Source organism: Kitasatospora sp. NPDC032121, assembly GCF_055580145.1.
Map to the genome: position 1 here is coordinate 87868 of NZ_JBVILX010000005.1, position 23931 is coordinate 111798.

Annotated in this window: 23 protein-coding genes; 5 read left to right on the forward strand and 18 right to left on the reverse strand. The window is 72.3% G+C overall.

Features of this window, described 5'->3' with window-relative positions:
* Positions 1 to 10: 10 nt before the first annotated feature.
* Positions 11 to 541, reverse strand: coding sequence for an HAD domain-containing protein (locus ACZ5OX_RS16505; protein WP_465630879.1), 531 nt, complete (start codon positions 539 to 541; stop codon positions 11 to 13).
* 425 nt (positions 542 to 966) lie between these two features.
* Here ACZ5OX_RS16505 and ACZ5OX_RS16510 point away from each other — a divergent pair, with 425 nt between their 5' ends.
* Positions 967 to 1485, forward strand: a complete 519-nt coding sequence (locus tag ACZ5OX_RS16510; RefSeq protein ID WP_465630464.1) for a tetratricopeptide repeat protein — start codon at positions 967 to 969, stop codon at positions 1483 to 1485.
* Between the two features lie 240 nt (positions 1486 to 1725).
* On the opposite strand, the gene rpmF is transcribed toward ACZ5OX_RS16510, so the two are convergent.
* The 10 genes from rpmF to ACZ5OX_RS16560 form a co-directional block, all read right to left on the reverse strand.
* Entirely contained in the window at positions 1726 to 1890 is a 165-nt protein-coding gene (gene rpmF, locus ACZ5OX_RS16515; RefSeq protein WP_449807718.1) for a 50S ribosomal protein L32, read from the reverse strand.
* An 11-nt stretch (positions 1891 to 1901) separates the two neighbouring features.
* The gene (gene rpsR, locus ACZ5OX_RS16520) at positions 1902 to 2144 is read right to left on the reverse strand and encodes a 30S ribosomal protein S18 (RefSeq protein WP_465630465.1); all 243 of its coding nucleotides are present in this window, start codon (positions 2142 to 2144) and stop codon (positions 1902 to 1904) included.
* 22 nt (positions 2145 to 2166) lie between these two features.
* Positions 2167 to 3330 carry a CobW family GTP-binding protein gene (locus tag ACZ5OX_RS16525; protein WP_465630466.1) on the reverse strand — a complete coding sequence of 388 codons (1164 nt, stop codon included), beginning with the start codon at positions 3328 to 3330 and terminating at the stop codon, positions 2167 to 2169.
* A 5-nt stretch (positions 3331 to 3335) separates the two neighbouring features.
* On the reverse strand, positions 3336 to 3641 hold the full coding sequence (rpsN, locus tag ACZ5OX_RS16530; RefSeq protein ID WP_449792125.1) for a 30S ribosomal protein S14: 306 nt from the start codon (positions 3639 to 3641) through the stop codon (positions 3336 to 3338).
* Positions 3641 to 3877, reverse strand: coding sequence for a 50S ribosomal protein L28 (gene rpmB, locus ACZ5OX_RS16535; RefSeq protein ID WP_465630467.1), 237 nt, complete (start codon positions 3875 to 3877; stop codon positions 3641 to 3643). The genes rpsN and rpmB overlap by 1 nt, the downstream gene beginning before the upstream one ends.
* Positions 3878 to 3988: 111 nt before the next feature.
* On the reverse strand, positions 3989 to 4201 hold the full coding sequence (locus ACZ5OX_RS16540; RefSeq protein ID WP_465630468.1) for a hypothetical protein: 213 nt from the start codon (positions 4199 to 4201) through the stop codon (positions 3989 to 3991).
* 442 nt (positions 4202 to 4643) lie between these two features.
* Complete coding sequence (locus tag ACZ5OX_RS16545) at positions 4644 to 6458, reverse strand: trypsin-like serine protease (RefSeq protein WP_465630469.1); 1815 nt, start codon at positions 6456 to 6458, stop codon at positions 4644 to 4646.
* Between the two features lie 626 nt (positions 6459 to 7084).
* Positions 7085 to 7627, reverse strand: coding sequence for a hypothetical protein (locus tag ACZ5OX_RS16550; protein WP_465630470.1), 543 nt, complete (start codon positions 7625 to 7627; stop codon positions 7085 to 7087).
* Positions 7628 to 7884: 257 nt separating this feature from the next.
* Positions 7885 to 8271: a hypothetical protein gene (locus ACZ5OX_RS16555; protein WP_465630471.1), complete on the reverse strand. Its 387-nt coding sequence runs from the start codon at positions 8269 to 8271 to the stop codon at positions 7885 to 7887.
* 114 nt (positions 8272 to 8385) lie between these two features.
* Complete coding sequence (locus ACZ5OX_RS16560) at positions 8386 to 11694, reverse strand: hypothetical protein (RefSeq protein ID WP_465630472.1); 3309 nt, start codon at positions 11692 to 11694, stop codon at positions 8386 to 8388.
* A gap of 408 nt (positions 11695 to 12102) precedes the next feature.
* Between ACZ5OX_RS16560 and ACZ5OX_RS16565 the strand changes: the two genes are divergently transcribed.
* Positions 12103 to 12669 (forward strand): Scr1 family TA system antitoxin-like transcriptional regulator, encoded by a 567-nt coding sequence (locus ACZ5OX_RS16565; protein ID WP_465630473.1) that lies wholly within the window; start codon positions 12103 to 12105, stop codon positions 12667 to 12669.
* Between the two features lie 132 nt (positions 12670 to 12801).
* The gene (locus ACZ5OX_RS16570) at positions 12802 to 12984 is read left to right on the forward strand and encodes a hypothetical protein (RefSeq protein WP_465630898.1); all 183 of its coding nucleotides are present in this window, start codon (positions 12802 to 12804) and stop codon (positions 12982 to 12984) included.
* Between the two features lie 282 nt (positions 12985 to 13266).
* Here the strand turns inward: ACZ5OX_RS16570 and ACZ5OX_RS16575 are convergent, their stop codons facing one another.
* The 3 genes from ACZ5OX_RS16575 to ACZ5OX_RS16585 all read right to left on the reverse strand — a co-directional run bounded on the left by ACZ5OX_RS16575 (position 13267) and on the right by ACZ5OX_RS16585 (position 17075).
* Positions 13267 to 14061, reverse strand: coding sequence for a spermidine synthase (locus ACZ5OX_RS16575; RefSeq protein ID WP_465630881.1), 795 nt, complete (start codon positions 14059 to 14061; stop codon positions 13267 to 13269).
* 143 nt (positions 14062 to 14204) lie between these two features.
* Positions 14205 to 15176 carry an alpha/beta hydrolase gene (locus ACZ5OX_RS16580; protein ID WP_465630474.1) on the reverse strand — a complete coding sequence of 324 codons (972 nt, stop codon included), beginning with the start codon at positions 15174 to 15176 and terminating at the stop codon, positions 14205 to 14207.
* Between the two features lie 108 nt (positions 15177 to 15284).
* Positions 15285 to 17075, reverse strand: a complete 1791-nt coding sequence (locus ACZ5OX_RS16585) for a tetratricopeptide repeat protein (protein WP_465630475.1) — start codon at positions 17073 to 17075, stop codon at positions 15285 to 15287.
* A gap of 262 nt (positions 17076 to 17337) precedes the next feature.
* Here ACZ5OX_RS16585 and ACZ5OX_RS16590 point away from each other — a divergent pair, with 262 nt between their 5' ends.
* On the forward strand, positions 17338 to 18741 hold the full coding sequence (locus ACZ5OX_RS16590) for a selenium-binding protein SBP56-related protein (RefSeq protein WP_465630476.1): 1404 nt from the start codon (positions 17338 to 17340) through the stop codon (positions 18739 to 18741).
* 127 nt (positions 18742 to 18868) lie between these two features.
* Here ACZ5OX_RS16590 and ACZ5OX_RS16595 read toward each other — a convergent pair whose 3' ends face one another.
* The 4 genes from ACZ5OX_RS16595 to ACZ5OX_RS16610 form a co-directional block, all read right to left on the reverse strand.
* Complete coding sequence (locus ACZ5OX_RS16595) at positions 18869 to 20101, reverse strand: globin domain-containing protein (RefSeq protein WP_465630477.1); 1233 nt, start codon at positions 20099 to 20101, stop codon at positions 18869 to 18871.
* Positions 20102 to 20387: 286 nt separating this feature from the next.
* Complete coding sequence (locus ACZ5OX_RS16600) at positions 20388 to 20918, reverse strand: DUF6114 domain-containing protein (RefSeq protein ID WP_465630478.1); 531 nt, start codon at positions 20916 to 20918, stop codon at positions 20388 to 20390.
* A gap of 2 nt (positions 20919 to 20920) precedes the next feature.
* Complete coding sequence (locus ACZ5OX_RS16605) at positions 20921 to 21577, reverse strand: DUF6230 family protein (RefSeq protein ID WP_449792116.1); 657 nt, start codon at positions 21575 to 21577, stop codon at positions 20921 to 20923.
* Between the two features lie 187 nt (positions 21578 to 21764).
* A complete protein-coding gene (locus ACZ5OX_RS16610) occupies positions 21765 to 22493 on the reverse strand; it encodes a TetR/AcrR family transcriptional regulator (protein WP_465630479.1) in 729 nt (242 codons plus the stop codon).
* Positions 22494 to 23082: 589 nt separating this feature from the next.
* Between ACZ5OX_RS16610 and ACZ5OX_RS16615 the strand changes: the two genes are divergently transcribed.
* A complete protein-coding gene (locus tag ACZ5OX_RS16615) occupies positions 23083 to 23751 on the forward strand; it encodes a Tat pathway signal sequence domain protein (RefSeq protein WP_465630480.1) in 669 nt (222 codons plus the stop codon).
* The last annotated feature ends 180 nt before the right edge of the window (positions 23752 to 23931 follow it).

Consider the following 23931-nt stretch of genomic DNA (forward strand, 5'->3'; position numbering starts at 1 on the left):
GCCGCTGGCGTCAGCCGAGTTGGCGGGCCCAGTCCGTCAGCCGGGCGAAGTCGTCCGCCGTTAGGCCGGCCTTCGGGTCGACGTGGTGGAGGAGGGCCGGGCCGGGGTGGTGGGCTTCGACCCAGGCCCGGTCGGCGTCGGTGATCAGGTCGTCGACCCAGGCGAACGGGCGGCCGCGCGCCCAGGCGACGATCTGCGGGGTCTTCCAGAACACCCCGCCGTCCGGCTCGGGCCGCGGCTCGGACCAGGCGATGTGCGGCAGGGCGGGCAGTCCGAGGAGGGGGGCGATGAAGGCATCCGCTTCCTCCTGCCACGTGGTCGCCCACACCAGGTCGTACGGTAGCGCCGCGAGGACCGGGCCATGGTCCGGGTTGAGCCAGACCCGCAGGAGCTTCGGCGCCTTGTGGGGCAGGCCCCACGCAGCGAGCCGGCGGCGCTCGGCGGCCTCCCAGCTCGGCATCATCAGCCGATGGGTCTCGTAGCCCTCGGGCCGCCGGTACGGCTTCGCCGCGTACGGGTTCAGCGGCCCGTCGACGTCCATCAGCAGCAGCGGCCGCACCGTCTCACCTCCGGGATCGTCCCCGCACGCTACCGACGGGAACGGGCGGACGCCCAGTGGTTTTCCGGGGCCGGCCGCCCCGGCGCGGGGTCAGCCGATGCTGAAGGCGCCGTCCGGCGGGGGCGGGAGTCGACCGCCTCGGCGTCGGTGACCGGGGCAGTGCGGCCGAGGTCCTGACCGCCGACGGGCACGCGAGCTTCCAGGCCTCCTACGACGAGGGCCTGCCGGCCGTCCGCTATCTCATGCGCGAACTCGAGCTGCTGCGTGAGCACTTCACGCCCCACGGTGCGGGCCTGCTGGCTGACCTGCGCCACCAGACCGACCACCTGTAGTGCCACGCTGAGCGGAACCGAACGACGGAGGGTCATGTGCTCGGGCACCTCATCACTCACGACGATGACCTGCAGATGGTCCCCACCGACCGGGACGAGCTGACCACCGCGCTCGGGCGCCTCCACGAGGAACTGCGGGGCCTGCCCGAAGGGAGCGACCACGCCCGCACTCGGGTCCTGACCAGGTGGATCGGCATCGGCCGGATGTGCCTGGGCGATCACGAGGACGCCCGTACGTTCCTCAAGCGGTCGCTCGACCTGGCCGCCGCTCTCGGCAACACCGGGGCCGTCGTCGCCACCGGGCTCAACCTGGCCGACGCGCACCGCTACTCCGGCGACGTGCGGACCGCGGACGCGCTCTACCGCAGCGCGCTGAACACCGCGCGAAGCCACCATCCGGAACTCGTCGACTACGCGCTCCAGCACTTCGGCAAGCACCTGATGGAGCGCGGCGACCTCGCGGGTGCCCTCGCCCATCTGCAAGAGGCGATGCGGTTGCGGGTCGCCAAGGGAGACACCGAACTCATCGAGTCGACGCAGGCCGCACTCGACCGCGCCGAGCGGTTGATCCGCAGGCCGGCCAACCGGCGGTAGGCGTCGCGGCGTCCCGGCAGTGCAGCGGCCGGTGGACCTTGTGGTTCCAGTCCCGCCACCGGCCCGCACGGGGCGGCGAGCATCAAGCTCGGCACCGGCGAGGCAGCCGAGGTCACAGCCCGTGCCGCCCACGCCGCCCATGCCGCCCGTCCGACAACCCGACAGTCCTGACGGCCGCCGAACGCAGCCGACCCCGGGAAGGGTGCGGGGCCGCGGCGCATGCGCCGCGGCCCCTCTCCCTCACGGCTGGATCAGCCCGCGCTCGTACGCGCGGACCAGATTGCGCGGCACCAGGTGCTCGCGCCCGTCGACGGTGATCGGCACCAGCCGTGGCGCGCTCGCCTTCCACTGGGCGCGGCGGTGGCGGGTGGCGCTGCGGGACGTCCTGCACTTGGGTACGGCCACGGGACACGCCCCTACCGGGTGGTCGAGGTGTGGGGCAGCAGCGCCATGGCGCGGGCGTTCTTGATCGCCCGTGCCATCGCCCGCTGTTGCTGGACCGTGAGCCGGGTGACCCGGCGGCTGCGGATCTTGCCGCGGTCGGAGACGAACCTGCGCAGCAGATCGGTGTCCTTGTAGTCGATGCGGGTGATGCCCGCCTCGATCAGCGGGTTCGGGCGCGGACGGGCCGGACGTCCGGCGGTGGGGCGCTTGGCCATGTCGGTTCCTTCGTACGGTCGTTCAGGAGACGGGTTCGAGCAGGTCCTCGAAGGCGTCGGGCAGCGCCTTCCAGCCGGCTTCCCCCGCCAGCAGCTCGGCGTCGGTGAGCAGGCAGGAGTCGAGCAGATCGGTGATCCCGTCGACGTCCAACCCCTCGGCCGTGAAGACGAGTTGCTGGACGCGGTCGCCGTGGGCGGGGTGCCAGTCGAGGGCCGCGGCGGCCCGCCGGGCGGGCGGGTACTGCTCCCAGGCGGCGTCCGGCAGCGAGGCCAGCCAGGGCCCGCACTCCTCGACCGCGAGATTGGCGCCGGCGGCGTCCCAGGCGAGCATCAGTTCGCCGCGGTTGGCCAGCCAGAACCGGCCCCGGCTGCGCTGGGCGGCCGGCACCAGCAGCTCCAGCGCCTCGTAGAGCCGGCCCGGGTGTAGCGGGCGCCGCCGTTCCCACACCAGGGTGGCCACGCCCGCCTCGTCGGCCGGCTGCGGCAGCAGCGCCAGGGCCGGGTTCACCCGGTCGCGGGCCGCTGCCACGTCGAAGCCGCCGAGCGCAGCCCGCAGCAGCTCGCCGGTGCCGAGCAGGACCCGCCGGGCGGTCGGGTGCAGCTGCCGCAGCATCGCCAGCCCGGCCGCACCGCCGCGGGCGACGGCGATGGTGGTGGCGTACTCGATCTGGTGGGCGAGCGCCTCGGCACGGGTGCGGGTGTCGTCGGGCGAGGTGTGCTCGCCGTGCTCGGCCAGGGTGTCCGGGACGGAGAGCTCGCCGAGCAGCCGGTCGGGGTCGACCGCGACCACTACGCCCGCCGGCTCGATGAACTCCGCCGTCGGGCGGCCGTCCACCTCGCCGCCGGCGATCACCTCGACCGCCGGGTGCGGGTCGCTGCCGCCCCACAGCTCGACGATCGCCAGCCCGTGCTGCCCGGCCTCGGCGACCCTGGCCAGCTCGGGCAGCAGGTCCTCGCGCAGGGCGCAGCAGGCGCAGTCGTTGGCCAGCGGGACGTCGGTGGTGTCGTACGCACCGTCGCCGTCGCGCAGTTCGCGGTGGACGGTGCCGCGGCCGGCGTCGCGCAGATCGTGGTGCAGGACGACGCCGTTGACGCTGCCGTCCAGCAGTTCCTGGACGGCACGGCGGCGTTCCGCGCGGTGCAGCCCGGCCACCACGACGACGGGGAGCCTCACGTGTTCGGTCACCGCGCTCACCAGCTCGACTTCCGCACGCCGGGGAGCTGCCCGGCGTGCGCCATGGTGCGCAGGTTGAGCCGGGAGAGGCCGAAGGCGCGCTGGTAGCCGCGCGGGCGGCCGTCCACGCTGTCGCGGTTGCGGATCCGGGTGGCGCTGGCGTCCCTGGGCTGGCGGTCCAGCTCCCGCCGGGCGGCCGCTCGCTCGTCGGGCGTGCTGGACGGGTGGGCGATGACCCGCTTCAGCTCGGCCCGGCGCTCGGCGTACCGGGCGACGGTCGCCCGCCGCTGCTCGTTCTTGGCGATCTTGCTCTGCTTGGCCATCAGACCTTCTCCCCCCGGGCGCGGATGCGGGCGACGGCGGTCTCGATGCCGATGGCGTCCACGGTCTTCAGGCCCTTGGCGCTGAGCGTCAGGCGCACGAACCGGCCCTCGCTGGGCAGCCAGTAGCGCTTGCGCTGGATGTTGGGGTCGAACCGGCGGCGGGTGCGGCGGTGCGAGTGGGAGATCGCGTTGCCGAAGGACGGCTTGCGGCCGGTCAGTTGGCAGTGAGCGGACATGGGGAGGCGACTCCGTTGCGGATCGGGCGGGCAGGCGGTCGGTCTCGCTCCCGGGGTCGGCACGACGCCCCGGGGAAGCGCGACTCACCCTAGCCTAAATGAAAACGGATTTCATTTCACTCCGGGGCCTCCATTCGCCGCGGGGGTGGGGACGCCGATGCAGGAGTAGTCGACGAGGATGCGGCCGAGCGTCGGCTCGTCGGCGTTGGCCCACACGGCCTGGCTGTACTGGCGGCGGTTGTCGTTGAGGAGGTCCAGAACGGCCTGCGGGACGTTGCCGCCGCGGACGCCGCCCGGGAGGCGTTCGCGCGGCTGTCGCGGCACGCGACGGCCGCGGGCACCGACCGCACCCGGCTCTCCCGGTGTCAGCCGCTGATCGGCCCCGCGGCCCGCCATCCGCACCACGTGGAGTGGCAACTGACATCTCGACACCTTCGTAGCGTCGATCAGCCCCGAGCATGCCCGCTGGTCAACGGGCATGCTCGGGAAAGCTCCGATGCCCCCGACAGAGTCGCGCTTCATGCGTGTCTTCGAGGGCGCAGGGGAACGTCGTGACTGATGGACGTCGTGACTGATGGAAGCCGCCCGATACCCTTCCGATCGCCCAGACGCCGGTGCCGCTGGTCTCAGCGGCACCGGCGTCAGCGGGCCTCGTAGGCCCTGGGTGGTAGAGGGCGTAGCACCGACGCCGCAACCACACCCCGCCGTCCGGGGCTCCCGCGCCGCGCGGTCCGTCGGCGGTCCGTGCGGTGAGGCCGGCCCGGGATCAGGCGAAGGTGTTGGTGGACCAGATCGCGCCGCCGATGCCTTCGCCGCCGTCGGCCTTGTAGACGACGAGGTTGCCGTCGTCCTGGAGCTTCAGGAAGGCGCCTGCCGACCAGAAGGTACCGGAGGCCCAGAGGCCGCGGCTGCCGTCCGCGGTGTAGACGACGGCGTTGCCGTCGTCCTGGATCCGGAGGAAGGCGTTGCTGTTGCCGGCGGTGTTGCTGCGCCACAGGACCGCGTCGTCGCTGAGGCGGTAGAGGACGAGGTCACCGTCCCACTGCATCGCCAGGCGGGTGGTCTTCGCGTACGTCTGCTGGCCGGCCGCGAGCCGGGTGCCGGGGCGGAAGGTCGTGGCGCTCCAGACCGAGTTGGCGGCCGTCTCGGCGGAGTTCTTCTTGTAGAGCACGAGGCCGCCGTCGTCCTGGAGCTTCAGGAACGCGCCGCTCTGGCCCCAGGTGTTGGAGCCCCACAGGGCGCCGGTGCCGGCGGCCGGGTTGCCGTCGCTCTTGTAGACGACGAAGTTGCCGTCCGACTGCAGGTACGCCCACGCTCCCTTGTTCCCGGCGGTGTTGGTGTACCAGGTGGGTGTGGCGTCGACGCGGCGGTAGCGCACCAGGTTGCCGTCCTGCTGCATCTCGACCACGGCGGTCTGCGACTGGAACCACTGACCGGGCTTGATCCTGGTGTCGCTGTCCAGCTTCTGATCCAGGCGGGTGGTGCCGGCGGACCACACGGTGGAGCTGCCGTCGGCCTTGACCATGGCCACGTTGCCATCGTTCCGGAGCTTGAGGAACGCGCCGCTCTGGCCCCAGGTGCCGGAGGCCCACAGGGCGCCGGTGCCGGCGGCCGGGTTGCCGTCGCTCTTGTAGACGACGAAGTTGCCGTCCGGCTGGACGTACGCCCAGGCGCCGTTGTTGCCCGACGTCCCGCTCGACCACAGGATCCCGCTGTCGACCTGCCGGTGAGTGACGACCAGGTCGCCGTCCGGCCGCATGGTCAGCTTCAGGTCCGCGCCGACGACCGACTGCCCGGAGGTCAGCTTGGTGTCCGACTTGACCGACACGCCACCGGCGGCCACGGTCGAGGAGATCCATCCGCCGAGGTCGTCGATGCGGGTGGCGGTCGCGCCGGTGCGGGTCTCGGTGGCCGGGGTGTCGAGGCAGCCGCCCTGCCAGGAGCGGGACGCGACGGCGACGAGTTCGGTCTTGCCGCCCCTCTCGCGGATCGTGGGGGCGCCGGTGTCGCCCTTGCAGATCGCCGCGCCGCCGGTGCCGGTGATGCTGACGCCGGTCGCGTTCACGGTGCCGAGGGCGAAGGAGCCGGTGTGGGGCTTCAACGGGGCCCACTCGTCCTTGGTGCGGCCGTATCCGACCACCCGCAGGTTCTCCCCCGGGGTGGGGGCGGTCGTGGCGAACGCCGGCGGGGCGATGCCGTCCACGGCGGTGGCCAGGCGGGCCATCACCAGGTCGCGCTCCTGACGCGGCACCAGCTCGGCCACGTCGACGGACTTGGCACCCACCGTGGCGGTCGTCTTCCACTTCGGCGCGCCGGTCGCCAGCGTCTGCGGCTGTGCGGGGTCGTCGGAGAAGCAGGACGCGGCGGTCAGCACCCAGTAGGGGTCCACCAGCGTGCCGGTGCAGCCGCGCAGGGCGTCACCGACGACGATCCGGGCGGTGTAGGCGTACGAGCCGTCGGCGGCGGCGTCGCCGGTCACGGCGCCGGCCGGGGCGAAGGAGGTCATCGTGCCGGCGGCCGCGGCCGCGGCCGCTATCAGCACGCCCGCTCGCCGGGAGCGGAGCGAGGAGTTGTGAGGCATGAACAGGGTTCCCAACGGTAAGAGGTGAATTCGGGTAGCGATCGGTCCGACGTGGTCCGGCGGGTTTCCCGCCGGCGCCTTCGCCGACATCGCGGAGCGCTGCCATGGAGCGCGGAGGACCTGCGGGGCGCACGTCAGCGGTGAGGCTGCCCCGGCAGTCCGGGCCCGCCGTCGCCGAGGCCGGGGACGAGTGGGCCGCCCGCGTCCGGCGGAGTCCGCGATCGTGCGGCCTCTGACGGGCCGCCAGGCCAGGCCGTCGCCCCGTAACCCGCTCAGCCGCCTGGAGCGGCGCGAGCGGCACGCCTACAGCCGGCTCACCGGCCTGTGCCGTCCTGTGGCCCACCCCCGAGCGGCGGCAGCCGGCCGTCAAGCAACTCGAAGCGCTGGGCCAGCCGTTCGCCATCCTGGCGGTCGGAGCCCCGCTGTGCGGCCGAAGCCCCGCTGTGCGGCCCCGTTGGGCCTCGTGGAGTCGGCCGCCGTCGTTGCGGGGTGGGCGCGGAGGGCGTTCGCACCGCCGCTCGCGGTCTCCGGCGATGCGGACCGCTCAGACGGTTCCGGTCCCGCCACTCACGCGGCGGGGCCGGAACCGGGGGATCAGACGCGCGTCAAACCGCCTGATCGGATCCTCACTTGGAGGTGGTGATCTCCATCAGGGTGAACGGGCGCTGCTGCGGGTCGGTGAGCTCGCCGACCTTGTTCCAGGTGTTCGGCTTCAGGTCGTGGATCTTGGTCTCGGCGCCGTTCACCATGACCAGGTGGACGGAGTAGTCGGAGGTGGAGACGGCGTAGGTCGACGGCAGCTCCAGGCTGAGCCGACCGGACGTGCCGGTGGTGGTGAAGCAGAAGCGGCCGCCGCCGACCTTGTCGGTCTCCGCCATGTTCCGGGCGTCGACCTCCAGCAGGCCCGGAGCGCAGGGCGCGAGGACGATGTGGCCGTCACCGCTCTTCAGCCGGATGCCACGGTCCGCGAAGATCTGGTCAGCGCCGGGGTAGGCGAAGTCCTCCACGGCCGGCGGAGGAGTGTCGTCGGCAGTCAGCGCCTTCGGAGCGGCGGCGATGCCGCCGGGCGCGGCGGCGGTGCGGTCAGCCGCGACGGCGCCCACGACGCCGGACACCGCGACCGTACCGCCGACCACGCCGACGATGACCATCTTGGTAATGGAACGCATGAATGGAACCCCCTGGTTAACCGTCAATTGCTGCTGGATCGCAGCAGACCTGCCGAGTAGGTGCACGTACCGGCAACCCGGTCGAATGGCGCTTCGGCCACCCCCGGCCCCGACCGGCACCATTGCTATCACGAGCGGGTCGACTTCCGGAAGATCGTTTCCTGCTTCGAAAGTATCTGGAATTCCGCTCTGTTCGCATGCGACTCATATGTCCGGGAAGGAGGTTTCCGCGGGCGGGTGAGCCGCGGGCCGCGCCGCTACCGGGTGGTCCAGATCGCTGCGGTCCCGAATACGACAAAGGACACGAAGACCTGAGCCATCATGGCGGGAGGCCACGTGTTCTCCTCCGACTCGCCCCTCCGCTTCGCCTCCATCAGGCGCTCCGCGAACTTCCTGCGGTGGCCGATCATTCCCACCGGGAAGGACACCACCGCGAACGAGTACATGGCGAGCACTGCGGCGGCGTCCATGTGCTTCGCGTAGTAACTGCCGACGCCGAAGACCGCCATCACGGCCGGCGCCAGCGCCATGCTGATCCGGTGCGTGCGGGTGGGCATTCCCGGCACCAGGACCGCCCAGAACACCGCGGTCGCCAGGATCGCGAGCCACCACCACGACACCGCGCCGAGCCCCAACGGATACACCGCGCACCCCCCTCGTTCCGGCTGTGGAGCCCGCGCCGGACGCGGGCTCCACAGCGCTGTTCTGTCACGGCCATTCGAACACGGCCGATCCCTGACAGCCTAGCGATGACCTGATCAGTCGCTCGTGAACCAGCCGACGACGGACGAGACGGCACTGTGTCCGGCCTTCACCAGCCTCTCGCCGACCTTCTCGGTCACCTTCACGCCGAACTTTGCCGCTTCCGCCGCGCCCTTCTCGATCGCGCCGACCACTCGGCCACCGATCAGGGCGAGGCCGACGGTTGCCACCGAGACGATGAACTCGTCGCTGCTGAAGCCGTAGCCGATTCCGGTGTACAGGGCCGAAGCCACACCCGTCACCAGCGAGAACGTACCGACGGCAGCCGCGAAGGGCTGACCACCCGGAACGAGCATCAGGCCGGCCGCGATGAACCCGCTGACGGTGCTGACAGTGCTCAGGAATTTTCCGTAGTCCCGGAACAGCTGCTTGTCGTCCTTCGGCGGAGAACCCGGCGCCGGCTTGTCGGGAGCCGGAGTGGTCACCTTGTCGTTGGCCGGCGTGTTCACCGGGTCGACGTGGTTGGCCTCGTTGGCCTTCGCCTGGGCCGCCGCGGCCGCGGCGGCAGCGGCCTGCTCCTGCGCGCGCTTCTGGGCGGCGATGGCGTGGGCGTCGCTCGCGGCCTGCGACGCCGTGGCGGCGTCCTTGCCCGCCGCGCTCGCGCTCGCCGCGGCCTGCTCCGCCGAGGCCTTCGCGCTCGCCGCCGAGCTCACGGCCTGGTTCGCGGAGGCGGTCGCCTGGGTGGCCGAGTAGTTGGCCTGCCGGTTGGCCGTCTGCGCGGTCGCCGCCGCACTCCTGGCCTTCTGCGCCGAAGCGGCGGCGGCTGCCGCGGAGGCGTCGGCGGCGGTGGACTTGGCCTTGGCGTCGTCCGCGTACCCCTTCGCCTCCTGGGCCGACTGCCCTGCCAGGCTCGCCCAGTGAGCGGCCTCCTCCGACGCGTGGCGCGCGTCCGCCGCGATCTGGTACGCCCGCTGGGCGCTCTCGCTCGCGGTGGCCGCGTCCTTCGCAGCGTTGGCGATCATGCTCAGCACGGACGACACGTGTGCGTCGGTGTCCGCGTCCTTCTGCGCCGCCGTGTACTGGGTCTTGCGGACGAACTCGTGCTGCATCCAGGCCGGTCCGGCCAGGGCGACCGCGCCCGCGGCCTTCACGTTGGGCCCGCCGCCGTCCGTGGCGACCACCACGGCCACCCGGTCGTCCTCGGCCAGGGCCTTGGCGTAGCCGTTGGACAGGAAGGCGGCCATGACCGAGACCCGGCCGTCGGCCAGCGCGGCGCCGCCGTCCCGCTGGACGGCCTTGCCGCCGTCCGAGATCAGGGAGACGGTCCGCACCCGCAGGTCCTCGGCCTGGGCCTGGAGCGCCCCACCGCTGAGGAACTTCTCGACCGCGGTCGGGTCGGCGCTCTCCAGCGTCTTCTGCGCCTCGGTGGCCAGCTTGGCGTTCGCGATGCTCGTGACGGCCAGGACCTTCTCCCGGTCGTCGAGCTGCAGGCTGCGCTGGTAGTCCGACCTGGCCCAGGACACCACGGCCTCGTCGGTGCCGGAGAGCGCGGCCTGCGCCGACGCCCGGGTCCAGGAGCCGGTGGACTTCAGCAGGTTGGCCGCGGCCTTGCGGCCGGCCTGGGCGGCCGTCGCGGTGGCGGTTCCGGGCGCCGCGGCCTGCTTGACCAGGTCCTTCGTCGCGGCGTCCTGCGAGGCGGCCTCGGTCTGCTGCTGGTTGAAGTTCGCCTGGGTGGCCTGATCGTCCTTCAGCAGCAGGTCGGCCTGGGTGATGCCGAGCTGCTTGTCCGACTCCAGCTGCACGGCCTCGGCGTCACGGGCCAGCTTCTCGAGCGTCTGGGCCTTCGTCACCGCCGAGGCCGCGGTCTGGGCGGCGACGGCGGCGGCGTCCGCGTGCTGCCCCGCGATGTTCGCCCAGTCCTGGGCCTGGCCCGCGGCGGCGGCCGCGGCGTCGGCTGCTGCGGCGGCCTTCTCCGCGTGGTCGGCGGTCCGGTTGGCCAGGTCCTTGGCCTCGCCCGCCGCGGTGGCGGCCGAGGTGGCGAGGTTCTCGGCACGGGTCGCGGCCGCGCCGGCCGCGTTGGCCGCGTTGCGGGCGGTGGTGGCCGCGTTGCGGGCGCGGGCCGCCTGCTCGGTGGCCTGGCCCGCGGAACCGGCCGCCTGGGCGCTGGCCTCGGCGGCAGCGGCGGCGTTGTTGGCGGCGCGGGCCGCGGCGGAGCCGGCCTGGCCCGCCCGGGCACTCGCGTCGGCGGCGGACGAGGCGGCCGACGCCGCGTCACGCGCACCGGCGGCAGCGTTGCGTGCAAGCACAGCGGCGTCGCTCGCCGCCTTGGCCTGGGCCCGGTCGCCCGCGGCGGCGGCCGCGGCGCTGTACGCGCGGCTGGCGGCCTGGCCGGCGGCGGCGGCGGCCGAAGCGGCCGAACGCGCCGCCGTGGCAGCCGTCTTGGCTGCCGCCACCGCCGTGTTGGAGGCGTCGATCGCGGTCTTCGCGGCCTCGGCCGCACCCTGGGCGGCCTCGGCCGCCCTGTTGGCCGCGGCGCCCGTCTTCTCGGCGTCGTCCTTGGTCTTGGCAGCCTCGTCCGCGGCCGTCAGCGCGGCCCGCTTGGCCGTCTCGGCGGCCATCTCGGCCCGGGCGCCCGCCTCCTGGGCGGCCGCCGTCTCCTCCAGGGCCCGCTTGGTGGCGTCCTTCGCGGTCTGGGCGAGCTGCTTGACGTCGAGCGTCTCCTGGTCCCTGGCCTGGGCGAGGAGCTGGCCGTTCTCCAGGAACTCGCGGACGTCGGCGGGCGTGCCGCCGAGCGCCCGGCCCGCCTGCTTGGTGAACTCCGGGCCGGTGTAGACATCCATCAGCCGCAGGACGGCGACCCGGTCGTCCTCCTCCTGCGCCTTGAACCGGCCGGTGGTCAGGAAGGCGTCCATGGCCTCGGCGGTGCCATCGCTGAGCGCCTTGGTCCCGGCCGTGCGGACGGCGACGTCGGCGCCGTCGACGATGGTGACGATCGCCGCCCGGCGATCGTCCATCATCGGGTTCTGCCAGCCGCTCGTGACGAACGCGTGGAGGTCGGCGTCCGACCCGCTCAGTGCCTTCGTCGCGGCATCGCGCACGCCCTTGCCGGTGTTGCTCAGCATCTTGATGACGGCGAAGCGCTCGTCCGACGCCTGAGCACGGCTCAGCGTGCTGGTCAAGAACGTGGTGATGTCGGCGTCCGAGCCGACCAGTGCCCGTGCGGCCGCGTCCTTCACCGCCGTGCCGCCGCCCTGCCAGGCTTCGACCACCTGCGCGCGGTAGCCGGCCGGAAGCGGCTCCGGGGCCGTGTCGGACGGGAGTGCTTGGGCGACCGTCGTCCCCATGACGGTCGCGGCCAGCATCATGGCCGTGGCGGACAGGATCCTGGCGCGTGAGCGCCGTGCCGGTCCTGCCCTCATTGGCGATTTCGCCATTTTCCCCCTCTTCCTTCCCCAACTACCGATCCGTCAGGATCGGTGTTCACCAGGACAGTTGTTCTGATGCCGCAGGAATCCTAGTGCCGGAAAAGGCAGATCGACGGGGTGGAATGATTTTGGCTGGATCGCGTGCCAACTGGCTTAATCTCCGTCCGTTTTTGCCACCGGCCGTATAGACCTGCAATGGATCCACCCAAACGCAGGTAAAGGACTGATTCGTCACCCTCGTCCGATTCGTGCACATCCCCCTGCGCCCCGGATACCGAAGTGACCTACCGTCGGGCCCTTGTCGGCCTTCGCCCGGTTCGAGGCGGCGGACACTGCGAGCAGCCGGGAGTGCTCCAGATCGTCGGCGAAGGCCCGACGCCTGTCGGTGGTCCAGTCGGCTCTCCACCTGGAGATGCGCGAATCGTTTCGTTGCGCAGCACTCCCGACGATATGGACGACGCTGTCGCCGTACGAATGGAGCGGCAGAAGGTACTGCACACGGCAGATCACCGGTTCGCCATCCTGATCGAGGAGTGGGTGCTGCGGACCGTCATCGGCGCTCCGGACATCCTCGTCGGTCAACTCGGCCATCTCATCACCGTCAGCTCCCTCCCGTCGGTGAGTCTTGGGGTGATTCCCCTCGGTTCGACCAGAGGTGCTGGCAGGCCGGTTGAGTCCTTCACCGTCTACGACGACGCACAGGTGAACGTCGAGCTCGTCTCCGCGCACCTCACCCTCACCCAGCGGCCGAGATTTCCGAGTACGGCCAGGCCTTCTCCGAGCCGGCCAGCATCGCTGTTCACGGTGCTGAGGCGAGATCGCTCATCACTGGAGCCATCAACGCGCTCGGATGAATGCGAGCAAGCTCAAGCAAGTTCATCGACCGCGCGCCCCGCTGTTCCCTACCGTTTTTGAACGTCACCAGGCGTCCTGAGACGGAGAGGGAGCGTCGCCAGGGGAAGACAGTCCGGCCAGTCCGAGAAGTCCTCGGTGGCGACTCCGAAGCGACGTACGGCGAAACGCGTCTACGGGGACCCGGCTCATCCCATGAAGCCCAAGCGGACCGAGATCCCCGCCGGTTGGAGCCCGCTGGACGACTACCGGGCAGCCAACGCGGCCGGTCAGGCTCCGTCCGTCGGCACGCTGGTCCAGAACGCCGCTGTGCGCTCCACCTGTGCCTGCCGAAACTGCGTGGCTCGCCGCGCCGGCCCGCTGGCCGAGTCGGCCTGACACCACCCCGCGTCCAACTATCCGATGGAGAAGTGCGTTCGGTCACCGCCCAGCGCGGTGTCATCAGCCGGTGGCTTCGGTAGCCGTCGGGCCGGCGGGAGGGCTTCGCCGCGCACGGGTTCAGCGGGCCGTCGACGTCCACCAGCAGGAGCGGCCGCATCGTCTCGCCTCCTCCGGACCGTCCCCGCACGCTATCCGGGGCGGCGGGGACGGACCAGCGGATTTCCGGCGGCAGGGCCGCAGGGGGTGGGGCCGCAGGGGTAGGTCCACAGGGGTGGGGCGTCAGCCGATGCTGAAGGCGCCGTCCGGCGGGGGCGGGGAGTCGGTGGCCTCGGCGTCGGTGACCGGGGCGGTGCGGCCGACCAGGGCCGCCAGGTCATCCCCCTCGGTGAGGCGGGCCGGGAAGATGTCGCCCGCGAGCAGCCGGGTCAGCTCGGCCACCGGGAGCGGCGCCGTCGAGCCGGCCAGCAGGATGTTGCCGTACCGGCGGCCGCGCAGCACCGGCGCCTCCGCCACCAGGCAGACGTACGGGAACACCGCCCGCACCGTCGCCGCCTGCGCCTTGGCGAAGGCCAGTGGCGGGCCGTCCGCCAGGTTCGCCGCGTAGCAGCCACCGGGGCGCAGCGCGGCCGCCGCCAGCCGCAGGAACTCCACCGACGTGAGGTGGGCGGGGGTGCGCGAGCCGTGGAAGACGTCGGCGATCACCAGGTCCTGCGAGCCGGCCGGGGTCTCGGCGAGGGCCGCCCGGGCGTCGCCGGCGGTCGCGGTGATGTCCGCGCCGGGGCCCTGCCAGGGCAGCTGTTCGGCGACCAGCTCCAGCAGCGGCCCGTCCACCTCGACCACCCGCTGCCGCGAGCCGGGCCGGGTGGCGGCCAGGTAGCGGGGCAGGGTGAGCGCGCCGCCGCCGAGGTGCAGCGCGTCCAGCGGCCGGCCGGCGGGGGCGAGGGCGTCGGCGAGGTGGCCGAGGCGCCGGGTGTACTCGAACTCGAGGTGGGTCGGGTCGGCGAGGTCGACGTACGACTGCGGGGTGCCGTCCAGGGTGAGCAGCCAGCCGCCGTCGCGGTCGAGGTCGGGCATGAGCTTGGCGAAGCCCAGGTCGGTGCGCCGCCCGACCGGCACGGGCTCGTCGTGCGGGTCGTGCGAGTCGTGCCCGCCCGCATGGTCGTCCGAGTCGTGCAGGTCGTCCGAGTCGTGCGAGTCGTGCGGGTCGTGCTCGGAGGTCACGCGTGCTCCCCGACGGGCTTGACGTCGAGGTAGGCGGCGAGCCAGTGGTCCAGCTCGGCGAACACCTCGGTGCGGGCCGCCTCGCCGGAGAGGATCAGGTCGTGCATGCCGCCCTTGATCCGGACGATGGTGACGTGCCGGCCCAGCCGCGGCCCCTGCGCGGCGATGTCGTCGGCGCGCAGCACGGCGTCGGCGTGGTGCAGCGCGTTGTGCCACTTGGTGGTGGAGATGGAGCGGGTCGAGGCCATCAGCAGCACCGGCACGTCGATGCCCAGCCCGCGCTGCAGTCGCCGGTGGCCCTGGTGGATCGCCGACAGCCACCCCGCGTACAGCGGGAAGCTCTGGGGACGCTTGAGCGTGAGGTCGAAGTCCCACTCGCCCTGGTGGTCCTTGTGCAGGCTGTGGGTGTAGTGGGGGTTGAGCGCGGACGGCAGGACGCGGGTCGGCGCCAGCCGCCCGAGCGCCGTCACGGCGGGCCCGCCGAGCGTGCGGACCGCGGGCGCGGCGGGCATCGACAGGAACGGCGAGTTGAGGAACAGCCCGTCCACGACTCCGCGTCCGGCCCGACGCCCGGCCCACAGGGCCCCGATCAGCCCGCCGGTGGAGTGCCCGTTCAGCAGCAACTGCCGGTGCCCGTCCACCTCGCGGATGATCCGGACCGCCTCGTCGATCTCCTCGTCGTACTCGGCGAGGTCGCGGACGAAGTTCGGCGACTGGTGCGGGCGCAGGGAGCGGCCGTACTTGCGCAGGTCGAGGGCGTAGAAGGAGAACCCGAGCGCGGTGTAGTGGTCCGCGAGGTTGGTCTGGAAGAAGTAGTCGTTGTAGCCGTGGATGTACAGCACGGCCCGTTCCGACCCGGGCACCGGCCGACGGACGAGCGTCGCGCACACGGCCCCTTCGTCGTCGGGCCGCAGCGTCAGCTCGGCCGCCTCGTAGGGGGCACCCAGGATGTCTTCACGGAACTCCATCTGCCGCCGCACCCGTCCTCTGTTCCGCCTGCCCTCTCGGCAGGTGACCACCTGTTTCCGCCCCCGACCATACCGGCCGGTAGCTGCGGGGCGCTCGGCGGCGGGGTGTCACCAGGTGATCTGCCCGGCGGCCTCAAGGGAGGCACGGGTGGTACTGGGCTCATCGCCGTCCCGGGAATCCGCTCCGTCCACGCCCAGGGCCAGGAGGATGGCGCGGGCACGCTCCCGGGCCTGGGCCGCCTCGTCGTTCCGGCCCAGCACACGAAGCGCCGATTCCGTGCTCTCCCAGGCGATGGCCTCGCACTTCCGGTCGCCACGCTCCCGGCAGAGCGCGCGGACACGTTCGAGCAGCTCAAGGGCTTCCCCGGGGCGACCGGCCGTCCGGAGCACCTCGCCCAGATTGATCAACGCAATCATCTGACTCACCGAGCCGGGGCGGTCGGGCGAGATGGCGAGAGCGCGTCGATAGGCTTCGACCGATTCTTCGAAGCGTCCCGCGAGGCGGAGCGAAGTGCCGTAGTTGTTCCACGCATTCGCTTCGTCGGCTTCGTCCGCATCCGAATCGACCGAACCTGCAGCCCTCAGTGCCGCCTCCGACACGGCCATCGCCATCTCGGCGCTACCGCTGTGGATCAAGCCGGGCATCACGACGGAGGAGAGGCGGACCACCCCTCTGTGGATTCCGGCCTGCGCCATCGCCAGCGTCATGGCCACCATGTTCGCCCGCTCGTCGTCCAACCACGCCAGAGCGGCGGCCCGTTCCGGAAAGAGATCACCACCGGAGCGATCGGGCCTCGACATGACCCGCCGGTTGGCGGCATGAGCGGTCATCACGTAGTACTCCGTGAAGCGGCTCAGACCGAGTGCGCCCAGCTCCGGGTCCTCCACCAGTCGTTCCAAGGCGTAGGACCGGACGAGGTCGTGCATGTACCACCGACCGCCTCCCGGGCTCTGCTCGATCAGCGCAGTACCGGCCAGCTGGGCGAACAGGGCACGGGCCGCTCGGACCTTCCTGCCGATGAGCGCCGCCCCGGCTTGGGTCGGGACATCGCGTCCGACGCAGATCGAGAGGAAGCGAAAGAGCTCGGCCTGCTCGGGGGTGAGGCGACGGTAGGAGCGCTCAAAGGTGAGACGGACGCCGATGTCGCCGTCGCACAGCAGGTCGAGGCAGTCCGTACCGACGACCAAGTCGTCGGCGAGTTCTCCCGGGCGCAGGTGCGGGTCCAGGACGAGCTGGGCGGCGGCGAGGCGCAGGGCGAGCGGGAGGTGACCACACAGCTTCGCGATCCGCTGGGCGGCTGCCGGGTCGGCGGCGACGCGGTCGTCGGCCGCACGGGCGGCGCGCAACGCGGTGTCGAGGAGGGCCGTGGCCGCCTCGGGGGCGAGGACGCCGAGGCGGTGGAGGCGGGCGCCTAGGCTGGGGAGGGTTTCGCGAGAGGTGACCAGGAGGCGGTGGCGGGTGGACGGGGGTTGCAGGAGACGGACCTGCTCCGCGGCGGAGGCGTTGTCGGCGATGACGAGGACGCCGGCGTGCCGTTCCAGCTGGGCGCGGTAGAGGGCGGCGCGGGTCTGCGGCTCCGGGGGGATGTGGTCGGCGGGGACGCCGAGGGCTCGGAGCAGGGCGTCGAGGGCTCGCCCCACCTCCACCGGGGTCTCGTCGTAACCGCGGAGGTCGACGAAGATGGCCAGGGAGAAGCGGCCGGCGTCGAGCAGTGCGTGGCCGGCCGCGATCGCCAGCGTCGTCTTGCCGATGCCGCCGAGGCCGGTGACCGTGACCGTCGGCGGGCCGTCCGACGCCAACAGGGTCCGCAGTTCGGCGAGGTCCTGGTCACGCCCGGTGAAGGCGGAGGTGAGCGGTGGCAGCCCCGAGATGGTCGGCGGCCGGGCGGGGACGGTCACGTGTGCGGTGTCCGCCTGGACGACCGGGGCGTGGAAGTCGCCCCCGCGAATGCTGTTGTGCACCCGGCCGAGGGTAGCCGCCCGCACGTCCCGACCGCGTCCCGACCGCCACCCGCCCGCCTCCGGACCGCCACCCCGACCGCGTCCGGACCGCCACCCCGGCCGCCTCCGTACCGCCCCCGTCCGCCCCTCGTGCGCCTGCTGTGCGCCGGTGTCTCTGTGGAACGCTTCCCGGACAGACACGGCGAGTTGGGGAGTTTGCATGCAGCACGGGCATACCGATCCGTCGCTCTACCGTTCGGCCGCCGAGGCGATCGCCGCTCCGCCGGAGAAGCTGGCGTACGTGGCCGGTTTCGACCGGTCGGGGCGGCAGCCGGACGCGTTGCTGAGCGTCGACACCGATCCGGACTCGGCGAGCTACGGGAAGGTCCTGAACTTCGCCGAACTGCCCACGCTCGGCGACGAGTTGCACCACTTCGGCTGGAACGCCTGCTCCAGCGCCCTCGCCCACGCCTGCCACGAGAACCCGGAGCGGCGCTACCTGCTGCTGCCCGGGCTGCGCTCCTCGCGGCTGCACGTGCTGGACACCCGGCCCGACCCGGTCCGCCCGCGGCTGGTGAAGACGATCGAGGCCGAGGAGCTCGCCGCCAAGGCCGGCTACTCGCGTCCGCACACCCTGCACTGCGGCCCCGACGGCGTCTTCCTCTCCTGCCTCGGCAGCGGCGAGGGCGACGACGGCCCGGGCGGGGTGGCGCTGCTCGACCACACGACCTTCGACGTGCTGCGCGCCTGGGAGACCGAGCGCGGGCCGCAGCAGTTCGCGTACGACGTCTGGTGGCACCTGGGCACCAACGTGGGCATCACCAGCGAGTGGGGCACCCCGCGGATGGTCGAGGACGGGGTGGTGCCGGACCTCCTGCTCGGGCGCAAGTACGGCCACGCGCTGCACTTCTGGGAGCTGGACTCCGGCCGCCACCTGCAGCGGGTGGACCTCGGCGACCAGTACCAGATGGTGCTGGAGCTGCGTCCGGCGCACGACCCGCAGGCGGAGTGGGGGTTCGTCGGGGTGGTCACCAACGTCGAGGACCTGTCCTCCTCGATCTGGCTCTGGTACCGGGAGGGGCCGGCGTTCACCGCGCGCAAGGTGATCGAGATCCCCGCCCAGCCGGCCAAGGCCGAGGACCTGCCGCCCGCGCTGCAGCCGTTCGGCGCGGTGCCGCCGCTGGTCACCGACATCAACCTGTCGGTGGACGACCGCTGGCTGTACGTGTCCGCCTGGGGCACCGGCGAGTTGTTCCAGTACGACGTCTCGGACCCGTTCCACCCCCGGCTGACGGACTCGGTGCGGCTCGGCGGGATCGCCGCGCGCACCCCGCACCCGGCCGAGCCCGGCCGTCCGCTGAGCGGGGCGCCGCAGATGGTGGAGATCAGCCGGGACGGCCGGCGGCTCTACCTCACCAACTCGCTCTACGGCGCCTGGGACGACCAGTTCTACCCGGACGGCATCGAGCCCTGGATGGTCAAGCTGGACGCCGATCCGGAGGCCGGCGGGCTGAGCGTGGACGAGCGCTTCTTCCCGCACGGCGCCGACTTCCGGGGTCTGCGCGTCCACCAGACCCATCTGGCGGGCGGCGACGCCTCCTCCGACTCCTACTGCTTCCGCTGACCCGGACGTCGCCCCGGACGTTGACGCCGACACCGGCGCGGGACGCCAGCACGGGCGCGGGCGCCAACACCAGCGCCAACACCGACACCGACGCCGGCGCCGAAGCCAATCCGGCGCCGACCGGTCCTCAGCGGAAGAGCGCCTGGTCGAACCGCACCTGCGTCGACGGCATCCCAACTTCCGCCAGCCGGGTGCGGACGGAGCCGACCATGCCCACAGGGCCGGTGACGCAGGCCAGGTGCTCGCGCCAGTCGCCGGCCGCCGCGACGGCGTCGGCGAGTTCGCCGACGGTGACCGGGGTGACGGTCAACCACGGCTTGTGCAGGCCGAGTTCGGACAGCGCCTGCCAGTCGTAGAGGTCGCCGCGGTCCCGGGCGCCGACGAACAGGTGGACCCTTCGGCCGGTCGGCCGCTGGGTGGTCTGCTGCTCGACGATCGCCTTCATCGGGGCGAGGCCGGTGCCTCCCGCGATCAGCAGCAGGTCGCGGGGGTCACCGTCGGGCAGCAGGCTGCCGCGCGGCGGACCGAGGCGCAGCCGGTCGCCGATGGCGGTGTGGTCGACCAGGGCGGCGCTGACCCCGCCGAGGCCGGTGCGGCGGACGTGGAACTCCAGCTCGTTGTCGGACCGCGGGGCGCAGCCCATCGAGTACTGCCGCCAGGTGTGCGGCAGCGCCGGGTGCTCGACGGTGCCGTACTGCCCGGCCCGGTACGGGTAGGGCTCGCCGGTGCGCACCCGCAGCACGGCGAGGTCGGGGCGGCGGCGCTCGTGCCCGGTCACCACGGCGTGCCAGTACGGCGGTTCGGTGAGCGCGGAGTCGGCGCCGGCCACCATCGCGCCGACGGCGAAGCGCAGCATCCGCACCCAGGCGCCCTCCAGCTCCTCGGTCCAGCGCTCGCCGGCCCGGTACCGGACGGCCGCACACAGGGCCTCCTCGAAGGCCTCGTAGTGCACCGGCCGGACGCCCAGCTTCCGGTGGTCGCGGCCGAGTTGGCGTAGCGTCTGCTCCAGCTCGGCCGGGCGGTCGAGGTGGTCGATCAAGTGGTGGAAGATCCGTTCCAGGTGGAGCTGCTGGAACTCCATCGAGGCGGGGAAGATCGGTCGCAGGTAGGGGCGGTGGCTGAACATCACCGCGTAGAGGTGGTCGATCAGGTCCGAGAGCGGGGAGATCAGGTCGAGGTCGCGCCGGATCAGGTGCTGGTCGGCGGCGCCGTCGTAGCCGCCGTCCTCGCTGTAGGCGCCGTACCCGAAGTCGCCGCCGCCCGAGGAGGACGGGGCGAGGAGTTGGCGTCGCAGGCGCATCGCGTGATGGCGGGCGATCAGGCGGTCGTACTCGGCGGTGGCGGCGGTGCCAGTGCTCATGCTGCTGCTGTGGTCCATGTCGTGTCCAGTCAACTGCCCGGCCGCCGAACGCGAGAAGGGCCGATCGCCCCGGAGAGACCCGGGACCTTCGGCCCATTGCCTCGGTGCGTGCGGTCCGGGATGGTTTTCGGCCACCCCGGACCACCCCGGACCCGGCCCCGGACCACCCCGGACCACTGCGGGCGCAGCGCCCGCAGCGCCCGCGTCGGGCGCGTCGACGGCGAGGTGCCCCACGCCCTGGTGCTCTCCCACCACCAGGACCCGGGGCACCGCCGTCAGACCGCCGTCAGACCGCCGCCCGGCGCGCCGCCCGGCGCTCCAGCCGCCGCTGCCGGCCCTGGCGCAGCGGCTGCTCGGGCAGCCACCCGAAGGTGAGGCAGGCGCCGACCACCCCGAGCATCATCCCGACCACGAAGCCGCCCAGGTTGGACGTGACCCAGGTGGCCAGCGAGGCCAGCACGGCGAGGATGGAGTAGAACAGCCGCTGTGCCGGGTTGAACAGGATCAGCAGGCCGCACAGCACCATCACCGCGGGCACCAGGTACCCGGCCAGCCCCTCCATTCCGATGTGCAGGAGGACGGGCAGCGGGGCCTTCAGGGTGAACAGGATCTCGGCGCCGCCGAGTGTCACCAGCAGCCCGCCCCAGAACGGTCGCCGCCCCCGCCAGTCGTTCTTGACCGGGTGTGCGGCGGGCTCGGCGACGGGGGCCGCCACGGCCTGGGCGGGCGTGGCCGCCGTCCCCTCGGCGGCCACCCCCTCGGCCCGTGCCGCGGTGCCCTCGCCGGTGCCGGCCGGCTCCGGTACGGACTCCGTCATGGTCAGCAGCCCGTGGAGCTGAAGCTCAGCCGCAGGTTGGGCAGCTTGAACCCGGCGGCGGTGCTCGCGTAGTTGTGCTGGTTCAGGTGGGTCAGCTTGACGGTGTCGGCCTGCTGGCCGAACACGCCGGGGCCGCCCTTGCCGATCGGACCGGCCTTGGTGTAAGTGCTGGCGTCGCCGCCGATCTCGATGTTGGTGAACTCCGCGTCGCCGGAGAGCAGGTCGGAGTCGGTGGTGAGGTTGCTGGCGGAGACGGGGGTGCCGCCGTCGCCCGCGTGGATCACCAGGTTGATGCCGCCGAGGTCGACGCTCTGGCAGAGGTTGGTGATCTCGGCCTTCTTGATCGCCGACACCGCGACCAGCACCTGGCCGCCGGTGGAGCCGGCGTTGGGGCTGTCGGGGATCATCGAGTCCAGCGCGCCGAACTGGGCGAAGCCCTCGCCCTCCAGCTTGTCGGCGGTGATGGTGAACGGCATGCCGGAGATGGAGAACTGGGCGGCGAGCACGCCCTGGGCGGTGAGCGCCATCAGGACGCCGCCGGCCGCGATGGCCGGTACGGCCATCAGGGCGGTGCGCTTGAGGCGGACCCGGCCTCTTCTCGGCGTGCCCGGCGTCTGCGGGGCCTCGGCCGCCGTGGCGGCGTCCTCGGACATGGCCATGTGTGTGCTCCCTGTGGGTGGATGGGTGTGCAGGCACTTGGCACGTTGTCCTGGCGCGGACAGCGTTCTTCGGCGCGACCGGGCCGTCAACCCCTCGGCAGCGGGGTCCTTCCGGTCAGCACGCGGTAAGTAACTGGGAAGCTACTGCCCGGTATTGGCCGGGTCAATACGGGTGCACGAAGGTTCTTCACCAATCCGCGACACGCTTCGGCCAGTCCCGCACCCCCAGCCGCTCGGCCGCCTCCGCCGGGCCGAGGAACGGCGACAGGCAGAACATGCTCAACACCGGCAGGATCTCCAGCAGTTGCTCGGTCCTTCCGGAGTCGATCCGTCGGTAGACGACGCTGTAGACGCCGCCCACCACGGCGTCCACCATCTCCTTGGACTCCACCCCACCCGGGAGTTGGGGCACCTCGGAGAAGAACGTGCGGAACCTGGTGAGCAGTTGGGCCCGCTCCCAACGTCCGGCCGGGCCGACCGCCTCGATCTCGATCACCGCCATCTTCGCGAACGCCGGTGTACCTGCGAGGAGTTGGAGCATCACTCCGAGTCCCTTGCGGATGCCCCGGCACCAGTCGGTTTCGGCCGCGTAGGCCTCCGCCATCCGGCGGATCACCACGCCCGTGCCGTACCGGTGCGCGGCCAGGAAGGCGTCCTCCTTGCCGCTGAACAGCTCGTAGAAGACCGGCCTGGTCACGCCCGCCGCACGACAGATGTCGCTGATCGTGGCGTGCTGGTAGCCGCGTTCGGCCACGGTCCGCACCAGGCCGTCCAGCAGCCGTTCGCGCTGGGTCGCGGCGATCACGCCGGCGGGCAGTCGGCGCGGCCCCGGCTTGATCGAGCGGGCCGGATCGCGGCCGGTCCTGGCACCCGGCAGCAGGACCACGTCGGCTTCGCGGAGGTAGTTCCGATCCATCACCAACTCCTGTGTCCTGTATTGACATTGACGGTACACCGGGTTTACAACACTGACAGGTTTCCGACCGGTGGGCCAGCAGGCCACCACCGGACGGACCTTCCGGGGGCTCCGACGGCCCGGGCGAACGCCCAGGCCGTCGGGACCACGGCGGAGGCGGGGACGCGACGGTGGCAGCCGTCCACGTGCCCCACGGCACCGCACGTCCCCGACCGAACGGCGCAGTGCCGCTGGTGTCCACGCCGCCGCCCGTACGCACGTCAGCACCACCGCACCGCAGTTCCACCGCGAGGTCGCACCACCGCACCACCGCACTGTCGTACCACCGCACCGCCGTACGCGCCCACCCTCGCGTACGTCCGCACCGCCGTACCACACGGGCGGGCCCGTGGCGCCGGGCCCGCCCTCCCCTCGGCCTGTGCCGAAGCCCACCGGACGACGCCCGCAACTCAGGCCTCCGAAGCGGCGTTCGGCACCGGCCGCCGGTACGAAGCCCCCGGTACGCCATGCACCTCCCCCGCCGTGCACACCACCACACCCGCACGCGGGGATTCCCCCACCCGTCCACCGGACGGAGAGAGGCACCCTCATGCGCATCAGCCGCACCCTCGCCACCGCCGCACTCGCCTCGCTCGCCCTCACCGGCGCGGCCGTCGCCCCCGCCCAGGCCGCCGGCGCGGTACTGACCACCGGCAGCCCGAGCGGCCCGGCCGTCGCCGTCGGCGACGTACTGACCGCCAACCTGGTCTCCGGCACCTACGCGACCTTCTACAACAGCGCCACCGGGACGACCGGCGTCAAGTGTGCCGCCTCCTCCTTCTCGGCGACCGTCACCTCCAACCCGGCCGCGCCGGGCAGCGCCGTCGAGCGGCTCGACACCCAGACCTTCGGGTCCTGCACCTCCAACGTCGTGGGCGTCACCGGCGTCAAGAGCATCAGCGTCACCAACCTGCCGTTCACCAACACGGTCAGCGACGCGCCCGGCAACCCGGTCAAGCTCACCCCCGGCGCGGCCGGCGTGATGGGCACCACGGTGGTGCTCAACACCATCCTGGGCAGCATCAACTGCAACTACCAGAACAGCACCGGGATCAACGGCACCACCTCGAACACCGGCAACACCATCGGCTTCTCCGGCCAGCCGTTCACCCTGGTCTCCGGCCCGAGCCTGTGCTTCTCGACCGGCTTCTTCAGCGCCACCTACGGCCAGGTCATCGACATCACCGCCCCCGGCCAGCCGGTCCTCTTCGTCAACTGACACCAGGGCCCACCCGGCCCGTCGTGACGACGGCGGCGTACGGCACCCTCACCGGAGCCGTACGCCGCCGCACCGCCTTGCCCCGGCACCGCACCGAAGCCACCGCGCCATCCCACGCCAACGAACGCCGAGCCGACGAACCCGGGCCAACGAACGCCGAGCCCACGAACCCGAGACAGC